The following is a 13,730-nucleotide window of genomic DNA, read 5'->3' on the forward strand; positions in this document are numbered from 1 at the left end:
GTGGGCGACCTGATCCCGCTCTTCCCGCTGGGGACGCCGCTGTTCCCGGGGGTGGTCCTGCCGCTGCACGTCTTCGAGCCGCGGTACCGCCGGCTCGTGCGCGACCTGCTGGCCCGGCCCGAGGCCGACGGGCGGTTCTTCGGCGTGGTCGCCATCCGGCAGGGCTGGGAGGTCGAGCGGGTGGCGCCGGCCGAGGCCCTCTACGACGTGGGCTGCACCGCCCGGCTGCAGGTGGTGCGCCCGCAGCCCGACGGCGGCTTCCGCCTCGTCACCGTGGGCGGCGACCGGTTCCGGCTGCTGGAGGTGGTCGTCGACACGGATCCGCCCTACCTGCAGGCCGAGGTGGAGTGGCTCGACGAGGAGGAGGCGGCCGAGGAGGCCGCCGGCGACCAGGAGGGGCTGACCCCGCCGGACGACGGGGTGCCCGGGCCGGAGCTGGACGACCTGGTCACCGACGTGGCCCGCCGCTCGCTGGACGTGCTGGTCCGGGGGGTCGGTGAGCTGTTCGCGCGGTACGTCGTGGCGGTGGCCGGCCTCAGCGGGGACGCCGGTGGCGACCCGGAGGAGCCGGCGCTGCTGGAGGGCGTCGCCGACGACCCGCAGGCGCTGTCCTACCTGGTCGCCTCGTCGGCGCTGCTGACCACCGAGGACCGCCAGGCGCTGCTCGCCGAGTCGGCGACCCGCCGGCGGCTGCGGGCCGAGTCGCGGCTGCTGCGGCGGGAGCTGACCCTGCTGGAGACCCTGGGCGCGGTGCCCGCCCCGCTGCAGCGCTTCGCCGGCCCGCGCAGCGTCAACTGAGCGGCTCCCCGAGGCCGTGCGCCCCGGCCGGCGTCCCCCGGCCGCGCAGCGCGGCGAGCTCGGCGCGCGAGCGGACGCCGAGCTTCGTGTAGATGCGGGTCAGGTGGTACTGGACCGTCTTCTCCGAGAGGTAGAGCTCGGCGGCGACCTCGCGGTTGGACAGCCCGCCGGCCACCAGTCCGGCCACCGTCGACTCCTGCGGGGTGAGCCGGCCGGCCCCCTCCTCGGTGCGGCCGGGGCCCAGGCCCGCCGCCCGCAGCTCGCGGTCGCAGCGCGCGACGTAGGTGGCCGCGCCGAGGGAGAGGTAGACGTCGCGGGCCGTGGAGATCGCGACGTCGGCCTCCCGGCGCTTGCCCGCGCGGCGCAGGGTCTGGCCGAAGGCGAAGCTGATCCGCGCCCGGTCGTGGCGCAGCGGCAGGTGCTCGATCAGCCGCAGCGACGTGCCGAACGCGTCACGGGCGGCGTCCAGGTCGCCTCGCGCGCCGAACCACCGGCCGCGGGCGTACCCGAGTCGCGCCCGGGTGGAGCGGTGCCCCCGCTCGGCCGCCCGCTGCTCGTGCGGCACGAGGAACGCGTCGGCCTCGGTCAGCAGCCCCTCGAGCACCAGGGCGTTGGCGTAGACGTCGGTCCACGGCCAGGCGCCGGGCTCGTCGACCCAGCCCGGCGCACCCGCACCGGCCAGCGGCTCGAGGGCGCGCAGCACGCCGGTGTAGTCGGCGTGGGCCTCGGCGACGTGGGCGCGGGCGAGCAGCGAGGGCACCCGCATGATCGCGTAGTCCGAGCTCCCGGCCTCGCCGTCCCGCAACGCCCGGTCCGCGGCGTCCCAGTCGCCGCGCAGGGCGTGCACCTGCGCCGCGGTCCAGTGCAGCAGCGGCCCGACCAGCACCATCCCGGTCCGGGCGACGAGCTCGGTGCCCTGGCGCACCGCCAGCAGCGCGGCGTCCCACTCGCCGGAGACGAAGCGGGCCCGGGCCAGCCAGCCCAGCGCCCACAGCGAGATGCGGTGCGAGCCGCCGAGGTAGGTCGTCGGGACGGCGCTCTCCAGCTCGGCGGCGGCCTGCGCCACGTCGTCCAGGGCCAGGTGCAGCCAGCCCTCACCGAGGGCCACCCGCTGCGCCTGCGCGCCGGAGCGGACCCGCTCGGACAGCGTCCGGTAGCCGGCCAGGGCCTCGGCCGGGGACCCGCCGCCGGCCACGCCCAGACCGCGGATGGCGACCGCCTCCAGCGCCTCGGGCGCCCCGGGCCCGGCCAGCTCGATCGTCCGGTCGGCCCAGGTCACCAGCTCCCCGGCCCGGAGGCGGGCCAGTTCGTGGAGCACGAACCGCTGGCTGACCAGCGCGGCGCGGCCCGGGTCGCGCTCGGGGTTGACGAGGTCCCAGGCGCGCCGCAGGCGCGCCTCGGCCTCGACCGCGCGGCCCTGGACGACCGCCAGGTACCCGAGGACGGCGTTGCGCAGGGCCGTCTCCCGCAGGCTCTCCACCTCGGGGACGAGGGCGGCCGCCCCGACCGAGTCACCGGCGCCGACGAGGGCGTCCACCGCCTCGACCAGCCGGTCCTCACGCGACCGCCGGTCCTCCGACAGCCGGCTGGCGTCGGCGAGCAGCGCGGCGGCCTCGGCCCAGGCGCCCTCGGCCGCGCGCCGGCGGGCCAGCCCGTCGAGGTCGTCGGCGAGCGCGGCGTCGGGGCCGACGCTGGCCGCGACGAGGTGGCCGAGCCGGCGGGTGGGGTCCTCGACGACGTCGGCGGCGCGGCGGTGGGCCCGCGCGAGGGCGGCCGGGCCCATGGCGGTGCGCACCGCCGCGGCGACCAGCGGGTTGGCCGGGGCGAGCTCCGTGGGGCGACCCGGTCCGGGAGCGCGCAGCAGGCCGGCCCGCTGGGCGGCGTCGAGGGCGGCCAGCAGGTCCTCGACCCCGGAGAGGGCAGCGGCCTCCGGCACGGGGGCGGGACCGAGGACGGCGACCGCCTCGGCGAGGGCACGGGCCCCGGGGTCGCACCGGGCCAGCTGGTCGCGCACCCGGGCCGCGACCGCGGCGGGCGCCGGGAGGTCGGGGCGCCGGCCCGACCAGGTCTCGCGGGGCAGCTCGTCGAGGAGGGCGGCCACGTGGCCGGGCACTCCCCCGGTGTGGCGCCACAGCTGCTCGGCGCCCGCCGGGGACAGCGGGATGCCCCGCACCGCGGCGAGCCGGGCGACGTCCTCGGCGGAGAACGGCCCGAGGACGACGGTGGCGGTCGCCGACCGGAGGAGGACGTCGAGGGTGGCCGGGTGCGCCTCGGCCGGGACGGCGGGACCGACCAGCACGACGGTCAGGGCGGCGCGGTGCTGGTGGCGGACCAGGGTTCCCAGCGCCTGCAGCGACTCCGGGTCGCTCCAGTGCGCGTCGTCGACCACGACGACGGCGCGGGCCTCGGCCGAGCCCCCGGCGGAGCGGGCCACGACCTCGGCGGCGGCGAAGGGGTCCGGCGGGACCGGGACCCCGGCCAGCAGCTGGTCGAGCAGGGCGTAGGGGCGGGCGCCCTCCCAGGGGGCGCCGCGCGCCTCGAGGACGGGGCCCGGGTGCCGGTCGACGGCCTGCCGCACGAGCGCGGTCTTCCCCGTCCCGGCTGCGCCGGTGACGCGGACCAGGGACGGGCCGAGCCCGCCGTCCCGGAGCAGCTGCTCCAGGGCGGCGAGCTCGGCGTCCCGGGCGACCAGCCCGGGGGTGGCGCCTGTCACACGGGCACGGTAGCCCCGGCGACGGTGGGTGCCGGGCTCTCGGGGACCGGTGCGGCACCGGTCTGCCGGGCACGGGGCACCAGGGCGGTGACCAGCGCGCCGAGCAGCGCGATCCCGGCGAAGAGGAAGAACGCCGTGGTGCCGCCGAGGCCCGCGCCGACCAGCACCCCACCGAGCACGGGGCCGACGATCCCGCCGAGCCGGCCGAACCCCGCGCACCAGGCCACGCCGGCGGCCCGGGCCCGCGTCGGGTAGTAGTTGGCGACCAGGCCGTAGACCAGCACCTGGGTGCCGATGGTGCCCACGCCCGCGACGGCGACCGCGAGCAGCAGGACCGCCAGCGGCAGCTGCGCGGGCAGCAGGGCGAGGGAGAGCGCGGCGAGCACGAAGGTGGCCGCGATGACCCGCTTGGCGCCGACCCGGTCGGCGGACCAGGAGGCCAGCAGGCCACCGCAGATGGCGCCCAGGTTGAGCACCAGCAGGAAGGCCAGCGAGGCGCTCTTGCCGTAGCCGTTGTCGGCCATGATCTGCGGCAGCCAGGTGTTGAGCCCGTAGGTCAGCAGCAGGCCGGCGAAGCTCATCGTGCCCAGCAGCAACGTCGGCACCGCCAGCGGACGGCGGACGAGGGCGGCGAACCCGAACCGGACCGGTGCGCCGGCCACGGCCGGGGTCGCGGCGGGGGCGGGCTCCAGCGGGACGCCGGTGCGGGCGCTGACCGCGGCGGCCTCGGCCAGCCGGCCGCGCGAGGCCAGCCAGCGCGGCGACTCGGGCAGCCGGACCAGCGCCAGCGGCAGCAGGGTCACCAGCGGCAGGGCGCCGATCCACAGCAGCCCCCGCCACCCGACGGCGTCCCCCGCCAGCAGCGCCACCAGCGAGGCGAGGACGCCGCCGGCCGGGACGCCGCTGTAGACGACCGCGTTGAGCCGGTTGCGCTGGCCTGCCGGGGCGAACTCGGCGACCAGCGCGCCGACCGTGGCGACCAGGGCGCCCACGCCGATCCCGGTGAGGAACCGGAACACCGCGAAGGTGCCGACGGTGGGCGCCAGCGCCGTGGCGGCCATGCCGATCGAGAACCAGGCGAGGTTCACGACGACCACCCGGCGCCGGCCGATCCGGTCACCGACGGCGCCGGCGGCGAGGGCGCCCACCAGGACGCCGACGAGGGCGTAGCTGCCCAGGGTGCCGGCCTGTGCGGGGGTGAGGGGTCCGAGCTGGCTGGGGTCCCCGAGCAGCGTGGGGACGATCGTCCCGTAGACGACCAGGTCGTAGCCGTCGAAGACCAGGGCGGCGGTGGACAGGGCGACGACCCAGGGGATGCTGCGCCGTCGGCGCTCCTCCGTCGTGCGCTCGTTCTCGGGCATGGCGGGACTCCGGGTGTCGAGAGGGGTGGGGGGAAGGGGAGGGTGCTGGAGGCCGGGTCAGCCGAGGTCGCCGCCGGCGACGGGCAGGATCGTCCCGGTGATGTAGGAGGCCTCGTCGGAGGCGAGGAAGGCCAGCGCGGCGGCCTGCTCGTCGAGCGTGCCGTAGCGCTTCATCAGCGAGGACTCGACGGTCTGGTCGACGATCGTCCGGTACCAGGCCTGCTCCTGCTCGGTCTGCGGCGCCGGGCCGCGCGGGATCCGCCGCGGCGGCGCCTCGGTGCCCCCCGGTGCCGTGGCCACGACCCGGACGCCGGAGGGCGCCAGCTCGAGGGCGAGGGCGGTGGTGATCGCGTTGACCCCACCCTTCGCCGCCGCGTACGGCACCCGGTTGAGCCCGCGGGTGGCGACCGACGAGACGTTCACGATGGTGCCGGAGCCCTGCGCGACCATGACCGGCGCGACCGCCCGGCACGACCACAGCGTCGGGTACAGCGACCGGTTGATCTCGGCCTCGACCTGCTCCGGTGGGTAGTCCGTGAACGGCTTGGCCCAGATCGTGCCGCCCACGGTGTGGATGGCGACGTCGATGCGGCCGAACCGGGCCAGCGCCCGCTGCACGACCTCGTGCGCGCCCGCCCACGTCTCCAGGTCGGCGGTGACGGGCAGCGCCTCCCCGCCGGCGTCGGTGAGCTCGGTGGCGAGGTCGTGCACCAGGTCGGCGCGGTCGGCGAGCACGAGTGCACCGCCCTCGGCGCTGATCCGGCGGGCCGTGCGCTCGCCGATGCCCTGCGCGGCACCGGTGACCAGCACGACCTTTCCGTCGAACCGGCCGGGGCTGACGAAGGCCGGCCGGGTCCGGGCGCCGGCGTCGGCCATCGCCCGCCGCACCGTCTGCTTGGACCGCTCGGCGTGCTGCACCACCAGCTCCCGGGCGCGGGCCCGGTCCCCCGCCTCGACCGCGTCGACGATGTCGAGGTGGTCCTGCGTGCAGCGCGGGTGGCACCAGGTGGCGTGCCGCAGCACCTGGTCCATGTGCCCCTTCACCCCGAGGGCCTGGTAGGCCTGCAGCAGGTGCTCGTTGCCGGTCAGGGTGAACAGGTGGTCGTGGAAGGCGGCGTTGGCCTCGGTGTAGGCCGCGGCGTCGACGAATCGGTCCCCCTGGACGTAGGGCACCGTCGACTCGGCGAGCAGCCGGTAGCCGGTGACCTGCCGGCTGGTCAGCCGCCCGAGGGTGAGCTCCAGGGCGCCGAGCTCCAGGGCCTGCCGGGCCTCGAAGATCGCGTCGGAGTGGTGCACCGAGGGGTGCTCCTCGCCGATCTCGTAGCCGCCCGCCGCCGGGGTGCCCGGCTGCGTCGCCGGGCTGTGCAGCGGGGGGAGGTCGGCGCGCTCGGGGAAGAGCTCCTGGCCGGCGACCGACCGGCCGTCCCCGACGGGACGGAGACCGCCGTCGGGGTCCAGCGGGCGGACCGGGCCGTCGCCGCCGGGGGTGGCCAGCCTCTGGCCGGCGACCGTGCGGGCCGTGGCGGCCTCCTCGGCCGGTGCCACCGTCCCGGTGTCGCCGAGCGGGGCGAGGGCGGCCGGCGGCAGGAGGAGCTGCCCGGCGAGGGCCCGGCCGTCGGCCCCGGCGGCCTCGGGGGCAGCGGTCCGCGGCGCGGGGACGGCGGACGGCGCGGGCGCCGGCTCCTCGGCCCGCGGGGCGGGCGCCGCCACGACCGGCTGCGGGGTCGGTGCCGGCGCGGCGGGCGCCGCGGCGCCGGAGGGGGCGAACTTCTCGTAGTAGAAGCCGGCCGGGACGACGCCCTGGTCGGCGAAGTGGCCGCGGACGGCCTCCACCATCGGCGGCGGGCCGCAGAGGTAGACGCCGACGTCCCCGCCGTGGAGGTGCTCGGGCCGGAACAGGCTCATGACGTAGCCCTGGTTCCGGGCCGTGGTCGCGGGGTCGGCGACGCAGTGGTCCCAGGTGAACCCGCTGATCTGCTCGGCGAGCTGCTCCAGGGTGGCCAGCTCCACGACGTCGTCGTCGGTGCTCGCGCCGTAGACCAGGTGGGCCGGGCGCGCGCTGCCGTCGTCGCGCAGCCTGCGCAGGATGGACAGGATCGGGGCCAGCCCGGTGCCGCCGGCCACCAGCAGCAGCGGGTCGTCGGACTCGCGCAGGAAGAAGCTCCCGTGCGGGCCGGTGAAGGTGATCTCGTCACCCACGGCGGCGCGGTCGGTGAGGTAGGTGGACATGACCCCGCCCGGGGTGAGCTTGACCAGGAAGGTCAGCGCCTCCTCGTCGGGACCGTTGCTGAAGGAGTAGGAGCGGCTGACCGAGGTGCCCGGGACGGTCAGGTTGACGTACTGGCCGGGCAGGAAGGCCAGCTCGGAGCGTCCCGGCGTCTCGATGGTGAGCGACACGGTGGTCGGCGAGAGCCGCTCCAGCGCCGTCAGGGTGCCGGTGTGGGTCGCGGCCTGGGTCTTGGCGACCGCCGAGGTGCTGGCGATCTGCAGGACGAGGTCCGACCGGGGCCGCATGGAGCACGGCAGCACGTAGCCGGCCGCGGCCTCGTCGTCGGAGAGGGCGTCCTCGATGTAGGCGCCGCCGTCGTACTCCCCCGACTCGCAGAAGGCCTTGCACGTCCCGCACGCGCCGTCACGGCAGTCCAGCGGGATGTTGATGCGCGAGCGGTAGGAGGCGTCGGCGACGGTCTGGTCGGGCGCGCACGTGATGAACCTGGTGACGCCGTCCTCGAAGGACAGCGCGACGCGGTGGGTGTCGGCCCGCGCCGGAGCGGTCTGCGTCATGACGGCCCCCGCCTCAGAAGTGGTAGACGTCGACGACGTGGTGGATGTAGTCGTTCTTGAGCACCACGGTCTTGCGACGGATCAGCGGGGACGGCCCGGAGAAGTCGATCGTGTAGAACGACGTCCCGTAGTAGGGGTCGACCGTCTTGTAACGGAAGTACATCGTGTGCCAGTTGAAGCGGACGTCGACGATGTCGCCGCGGCGCTCGATGACCTCGACGTTGCTGATGTTGTGGCTGGTCCGCGGCTCGGGCAGGGACGTGGCGCTGGAGCGCTCGGTGCGGATCCGGAAGACCCGGTCGACCAGGCCGCCCTTGTTGGCGTAGTAGATCAGTGAGAGCTCGCGCTGGGGGTCCTCGGTGAGCACGTCGTCGTCGGTCCAGCAGGGCATCCAGTACACGACGTCGTCGGCGTAGCACTCCAGCCACTTCTCGAACTCGCGGTCGTCGAGGTAGCGGGCCTCGCGGTAGAGGAACTGCTCGATGGCGTTCTGGTCGATCCGGTCGGGTGCCGGCCGGTCGGAGACCGGCGGCCGGGGCTCGGTGATCGTCATGACGGTCCTCCTCAGGCGGTCGGGGCGGTGGTGGGGGCCGCGGCGGCCTGCTCGCGGGCGAGCGCGGCGCGCATGGTCTGCAGCCAGTGGCCGTGCTGGACGGGGTAGAGGCCCTCGTCCTCGTTGCGCAGGCCGGCGGAGACGACCCCGGTCATGCCGAGCGACTCCGCCATCGGGTCCGGGCCGCGCAGCCAGTGCTCGGCGCCCCGGCTCATGTCGTTCCACGGCGCGGCGGTGGCCTGGAAGGTGAGCTGGCAGGAGCGGAACTCCTCCAGGTCGTCGGGGGTGGCCATGCCCGAGGCGTTGAAGAAGTCCTCGTACTGGCGGATCCGGTGCGCGCGGGCCTCGGCGCTCTCACCCTTGGGGGCGATGCAGTAGATCGTCACCTCGGTCTTGTCCGGGGCGATCGGCCGGAAGTGCCGGATCTGGGTGCTGAACTGGTCCATCAGGTAGACGTTCGGGTAGAGGCACAGGTTGCGGGAGCCCTTGACCATGAACTCGCCCTTGGCCTCGCCGAACTGCGCCTTCAGCTCGTCCAGGCGCTCCCACAGCGGCCGGTCCTGCGGGTTGCCGGCCCACGTCCACAGGCACAGGTGCCCGTTCGGGTAGGACCAGTAGCCACCGCCGGACTTCCCCCAGCTGCCGGCGTCCAGGGCCTTGGTCGCGTTGGTCGACTCCCCCGTGCTGCGCCGGGAGGTGGTGGCGGCGTAGTTCCAGTGCGTCGCGGTGACGTGGTAGCCGTCGGCGCCGTTCTCCGCCTGCACCTTCCAGTTGCCGTCGTAGGTGTAGGTCGACGAGCCGCGCAGCACCTCCAGCCCCTCCGGGGACTGGTCGACGAGCATGTCGATGACCACCGTCGTGTCGCCCAGGTGCTCGCGCAGCGGGACGACGTCGGGGTTGAGGCTGCCGAAGAGGAAGCCGCGGTAGCTGTCGAACCGCGCGACCCGCGTCATGTCGTGCGAGCCGTCGCGGTTGAACGACTCCGGGTAGCCGGCGCCCTCGGGGTCCTTGACCTTGAGCAGGGTGCCGTCGTTGCGGAACGTCCAGCCGTGGAACGGGCAGGTGAGCGTGGTCCGGTTGTCGGTCTTGCGGCGGCAGATCATGGCGCCGCGGTGCGCGCAGGCGTTGATGAGGCAGTGCAGCTCGCCGCTCTTGTCCCGGGTGATGACGACGGGCTGGCGACCGATGTGGGTGGTGATGTAGTCCCCCGGGTTCGCCACCTGGCTCTCGTGGGCGAGGTAGATCCAGTTGCCCTCGAAGATGTGCCTCATCTCGAGCTCGAAGACCTCCTCGTCGGTGAAGATGCGGCGGTTGGCGCGGAAGACCCCCGCCTCGGCGTCCTCGACGACGGCGTCGGCGAGCACCGACTCCACGTGGGTCAGCGTCTGGGTCATGGGGTCCTCCAGGGGGCTCGCTCCGGGACCGCGGGGGGCGGTCGGGGTTCGGTGCGTCCAGCGTCACAGCGGGGTGGCGGTCGTCACACCAGCGGAAACCCCAGTCCCCACCCAGGGGTGCATTGATCGGTCGCGCTTATCGATCGGCCGCCAACGGGTCTTTGTCACCTATCGATGGCGTCCGTAGCGTGGTCCGCGTCACTCAGGAGGAGGTCACCGTGGAGCTTCGCCACCTGCGCTACTTCGCCGCCGTCGCGGACACGTGCCACTTCGGCGCGGCCGCGCAACGGCTGCACATCGCGCAGCCGGCGCTGTCCCAGGCGATCCGCCAGCTGGAGGCCGAGCTGGGTGCCTCGCTGTTCACCCGCACCACCCGGCAGGTGCAGCTCACCCCGGCCGGACGGTTCCTGCGCGAGGAGGCCGAGCGGGTGCTGGGCGCCGTGGACGACAGCGTGCGCGGGGTGCGCCGGATCGCCGACGGCCGCCTCGGGCTGGTGCGCATCGCGTTCACCGGCACCGCCGTCGCCGCGCAGCTGCCGCGGATCGCCCGCGTGGTGAAGCGGGAGCTCCCCGGGGTGGCGCTGGAGATCCACGGCGACGTCCTGACGCCGGCCCAGTGCGACGGGCTGCGCGACGGCAGCCTGGACCTCGGCGTCCTCCGCCCCCCGCTGTCCGGCGACGGGCTGACCCTGCGCACCATCGAGGTCGAGCCGCTGGTGCTCGCCCTGCCCGGTGACCACCGGCTGGCCGGCGAGCCGGAGATCGCGATGACCGACCTGCGCACCGAGGGCTTCGTCCTCTACGCCGACCGCTCCTCGGCGGTGAACGAGGCCGTGCTGCGCAGCTGCCGGGACGCCGGGTTCACCCCGCACCGCGAACACGAGGTGACCGGCACCGTGGTGCTGCTGGCCCTGGTCGCCGCCGGGCTGGGCATCGCCCTGGTCCCCGCCTCGGCGCGCACCCTGCCGGTGCCCGGCGTGACCTTCCGCGAGGTACCCGACGCGGGCTCCATCGAGGTGGCCCTGGCCTGGCACCGGCGGGAGGACTCCCCGACCGCCGGCTCGCCCCTCATCCGCTCGGTGCTCGGGGTGCTGGAGACCGCAGGGGTGCTGCCGCCCGAGCCCGCCCCCGTCCGCTCGACCACCCCCGGCCCGGAGGCCGTCCGATGAAGATCACCCGCGTCGAGGCCATCCCCTACGCGATCCCGTACCGGAAGCCGCTGCGGTTCGCCAGCGGTGAGGTGCACGCCGCCGAGCACGTGCTGGTGCGTGTGCACACCGACGACGGCGTCATCGGCACCGCCGACGCCGTCCCCCGCCCGTTCACCTACGGCGAGACGCAGGCCGGCGTGGTGGCCGTCCTCCAGTCGGTCTTCGCCGGACAGGTCGTGGGCCGGACGCTGCTGGAGCGGGAGCGGGTCGTCGAGGACCTCGCCCGCACCGTCGGCAACCCGGCCGCGAAGTCCGCCGTCGACATGGCCATCTGGGACGCGCTGGGCCGCACCCTCGACCAGCCGGTCACCGCCCTGCTCGGCGGCTACACCGACCGCATGCGGGTCTCGCACATGCTCGGCTTCGACACCCCCGCGGCGATGGTCGCCGAGGCCGAGCGGATGCGTGACACCCACGGCATCACGACGTTCAAGGTGAAGGTCGGCCGCCGGCCGGTCACCCTCGACACCGCGGTGGTGCGGGCCCTGCGCGAGCACCTCGGCCCCGACGTCGAGCTCTACGTCGACGGCAACCGCGGCTGGACGGCGTCGGAGTCCGCCCGCGCGATGGCCGAGATGCGCGACCTGGGCCTCACCTTCGCCGAGGAGCTCTGCCCCGCCGACGACGTGCTGGGCCGCCGCTGGCTGGTGCAGCAGTGCGAGGTGCCCTTCATCGCCGACGAGTCGGCGGTGACCCCCGCCGACGTCACCCGCGAGGTGCTGGGCGGGTCGGCGACCGCGGTGAGCATCAAGACCGCGCGCACCGGGTTCACCGCCTCCGCCCGCGTGCACCACCTGGCGGAGGGCCTGGGCCTGGAGGTCGTGATGGGCAACCAGATCGACACCCAGCTGGGCTCGATGAGCACCGTCGCCTTCGGGGCGGCCTTCCGGCTGACCTCGCAGCGGGCCGGCGAGCTGTCCAACTTCCTCGACATGACCGACGACCTGCTCACCGAGCCCCTGGTGATCCGCGACGGCACCCTCCCCGTCCGACCCGGCGCCGGCCTCGGCGTCGACGTCGACCCCGACAAGCTCGCGCACTACCGCCTGGACCGCTGACCGCGGCCCGGCGCGACCGACCCACCCCCTCTGGAAGGACGACCCCATGACCGTCACCGCGAACGACCAGACCCCCACGGCCACCGCCGCCGCCTCCGGCGCCTCGGCGACCGAGCGGTTCAAGGCCGACAAGTCCGCCGGCGTCGCCGGCACCCCGCCGGAGCGGGTCGACACCCTCGCCCGCGAGCTGCTGGACGCCGTGCACGACATCGTGCGCCGGCACCAGGTCACCTACGACGAGTACAACGCCCTCAAGGCGTGGCTGATCGGCGTCGGCCAGGACGGCGAGTGGCCGCTGTTCCTCGACGTCTGGGTCGAGCACGTCGTCGAGGAGGTGGCCAACTCCGGCCGTCAGGGCAGCAAGGGCACCATCGAGGGCCCCTACTACGTGCCGGGCGCGCCGGAGTCCACGGGCGTGGCCACGCTGCCGATGCGGGACGGCGAGGCGGGCACCCCGCTGACGTTCCAGGGGCACGTGACCAGCGTCGACGGCACCCCGCTGGCGGGGGCCCGGATCGAGATGTGGCACGCCGACGACGACGGCTTCTACTCCCAGTTCGCCCCCGGCATCCCGGAGTGGAACCTGCGCGGCACCGTGGTCACCGACGACGAGGGCGGCTTCGTCATCCACACCATCCAGCCGGCGCCGTACCAGATCCCGACCGACGGTTCCTGCGGCAAGCTGATCGCCGCTGCCGGCTGGCACGCCTGGCGCCCGGCCCACCTGCACCTGAAGGTGTCGGCCCCCGGCCACCAGCTGATCACCACGCAGCTGTACTTCCCGGGCGACCCGCACAACGACGACGACATCGCCTCGGCGGTCAAGCCCGAGCTGCTGCTCGACGTCCGGTCCGCGGCCGACGGCAGCGGCAACGAGGTCACCTACGACTTCGTGCTCGACCCCGCCTGACGACAGCAGCGGGAGCATCGAGCGAGCGCCAGCGAGCGAGGAGCGGACCGCGGCGCGGAGTCGGGCCAGTGCACCCGCCTGACGACAGCAGCGGGAGCATCGAGCGAGCGCCAGCGAGCGAGGAGCGGACCGCGGCGCGCCAGTCAGGCCAGTGCACCCCGCCTGACGACAGCCGCGGTCACAGCCGCCTCCCCGCCACCGGCGGAGCAGCCCGGGTCAACGCCCGGGGTGCTCCGCCGGTGGCACGTCGACGAGGGGACGCGGTGCCCCGACGGCCGGCGGTCCGCCCGGGTACGCGCCCGGTGCGGGGACCGGCGGTGCGGGGACGGGCCGGTCGAGGTCCTCCGACGGGGCGAACAGCGCGGCCACCACGTAGGCGAGGACGGCGAGGAACGGGCCGGCCGCGAGGGCCGCCATCGAGTTGAGCGCCAGGCCGGTGGTCACCGTCGTCCCGACGTCGGCCAGCGCGGCCTCCGACGGCCCCGGCGCCAGCAGCTCGCCCACCTGCCAGGCGACGAGCGCGGCCAGCAGCGTGCCCGCCGCCACGGCCAGCAGGGTGGCCACGCCGCGCCGGCGGCGCAGCCGCCACGCCAGGACGCCGGCCAGCAGGCCCAGCCCGGCCACGACCAGCGTGTAGACGCCGTCGACGGCGGCGAGCAGTTCGGCGGAGGGGTGTCCGACGACCACGGGACCGTCGGCGGTCACGCGGAACTGCGCCCGCGGGGCGAGGGCCCACCACAGCAGCCCCGCCGGGACGCCGCTGGCCAGCAGCACCCCGGTGAGCGCCAGGGCGCCGCGGGCGTCGGCGCGCAGCTCGGCGAGCACGGGCCGGCCCGGGCCATACCCCCACCGGGCCGGCCGCGGGGTCGGTGGCGCCCCCGCGGGCCCCCCGTCGTCGACGCTGTCCACGACCCCAGTCAACCCCGTGGAGCCGTGTGCCTCTTCCCC

The 13,730-nt window shown here is 75.3% G+C and carries 10 protein-coding genes; 4 read left to right on the top strand and 6 right to left on the bottom strand.

Annotation, left to right across the window (positions count from 1 at the left end; all coding sequences use genetic code 11):
* The gene (locus ACI79E_RS09780) at window positions 1-798 is read left to right on the top strand and encodes an LON peptidase substrate-binding domain-containing protein (protein ID WP_456932336.1); all 798 of its coding nucleotides are present in this window, start codon (window positions 1-3) and stop codon (window positions 796-798) included.
* Here ACI79E_RS09780 and ACI79E_RS09785 read toward each other — a convergent pair.
* The 5 genes from ACI79E_RS09785 to benA are packed head-to-tail and all read right to left on the bottom strand — an operon-like array spanning window position 791 to window position 9,603.
* On the bottom strand, window positions 791-3,511 hold the full coding sequence (locus ACI79E_RS09785) for a LuxR C-terminal-related transcriptional regulator (RefSeq protein WP_456932337.1): 2,721 nt from the start codon (window positions 3,509-3,511) through the stop codon (window positions 791-793). The genes ACI79E_RS09780 and ACI79E_RS09785 overlap by 8 nt on opposite strands.
* Entirely contained in the window at window positions 3,508-4,872 is a 1,365-nt protein-coding gene (locus ACI79E_RS09790) for an MFS transporter (RefSeq protein WP_456932338.1), read from the bottom strand. The genes ACI79E_RS09785 and ACI79E_RS09790 overlap by 4 nt, the downstream gene beginning before the upstream one ends.
* 57 nt (window positions 4,873-4,929) lie before the next feature.
* A complete protein-coding gene (benC, locus tag ACI79E_RS09795; RefSeq protein ID WP_456932339.1) occupies window positions 4,930-7,656 on the bottom strand; it encodes a benzoate 1,2-dioxygenase electron transfer component BenC in 2,727 nt (908 codons plus the stop codon).
* A 13-nt stretch (window positions 7,657-7,669) separates the two neighbouring features.
* A complete protein-coding gene (gene benB, locus ACI79E_RS09800; protein ID WP_456932340.1) occupies window positions 7,670-8,209 on the bottom strand; it encodes a benzoate 1,2-dioxygenase small subunit in 540 nt (179 codons plus the stop codon).
* 11 nt (window positions 8,210-8,220) lie between these two features.
* On the bottom strand, window positions 8,221-9,603 hold the full coding sequence (benA, locus tag ACI79E_RS09805) for a benzoate 1,2-dioxygenase large subunit (protein WP_456932341.1): 1,383 nt from the start codon (window positions 9,601-9,603) through the stop codon (window positions 8,221-8,223).
* Window positions 9,604-9,821: 218 nt separating this feature from the next.
* Between benA and ACI79E_RS09810 the strand changes: the two genes are divergently transcribed.
* The 3 genes from ACI79E_RS09810 to catA are packed head-to-tail and all read left to right on the top strand — an operon-like array spanning window position 9,822 to window position 12,782.
* The gene (locus ACI79E_RS09810) at window positions 9,822-10,772 is read left to right on the top strand and encodes a LysR substrate-binding domain-containing protein (RefSeq protein ID WP_456932342.1); all 951 of its coding nucleotides are present in this window, start codon (window positions 9,822-9,824) and stop codon (window positions 10,770-10,772) included.
* Window positions 10,769-11,872, top strand: coding sequence for a mandelate racemase/muconate lactonizing enzyme family protein (locus ACI79E_RS09815; protein WP_456932343.1), 1,104 nt, complete (start codon window positions 10,769-10,771; stop codon window positions 11,870-11,872). Before ACI79E_RS09810 ends, ACI79E_RS09815 begins: the two co-directional genes overlap by 4 nt.
* A 46-nt stretch (window positions 11,873-11,918) precedes the next feature.
* The gene (gene catA, locus ACI79E_RS09820) at window positions 11,919-12,782 is read left to right on the top strand and encodes a catechol 1,2-dioxygenase (protein WP_456932344.1); all 864 of its coding nucleotides are present in this window, start codon (window positions 11,919-11,921) and stop codon (window positions 12,780-12,782) included.
* 216 nt (window positions 12,783-12,998) lie between these two features.
* Here catA and ACI79E_RS09825 read toward each other — a convergent pair whose 3' ends face one another.
* On the bottom strand, window positions 12,999-13,691 hold the full coding sequence (locus tag ACI79E_RS09825; protein WP_456932345.1) for a hypothetical protein: 693 nt from the start codon (window positions 13,689-13,691) through the stop codon (window positions 12,999-13,001).
* Window positions 13,692-13,730: the final 39 nt, after the last annotated feature.

The organism is Geodermatophilus sp. SYSU D00079 (genome assembly GCF_054050635.1).

Bases quoted from the DNA above. Each gene is read 5' to 3' on its own strand.
- benB (WP_456932340.1), bottom strand. From the start codon at position 8,209: ATGACGATCACCGAGCCCCGGCCGCCGGTCTCCGACCGGCCGGCACCC.
- benA (WP_456932341.1), bottom strand. From the start codon at position 9,603: ATGACCCAGACGCTGACCCACGTGGAGTCGGTGCTCGCCGACGCCGTC.
- ACI79E_RS09815 (WP_456932343.1), top strand. From the start codon at position 10,769: ATGAAGATCACCCGCGTCGAGGCCATCCCCTACGCGATCCCGTACCGG.
- benC (WP_456932339.1), bottom strand. From the start codon at position 7,656: ATGACGCAGACCGCTCCGGCGCGGGCCGACACCCACCGCGTCGCGCTG.
- ACI79E_RS09790 (WP_456932338.1), bottom strand. From the start codon at position 4,872: ATGCCCGAGAACGAGCGCACGACGGAGGAGCGCCGACGGCGCAGCATC.
- catA (WP_456932344.1), top strand. From the start codon at position 11,919: ATGACCGTCACCGCGAACGACCAGACCCCCACGGCCACCGCCGCCGCC.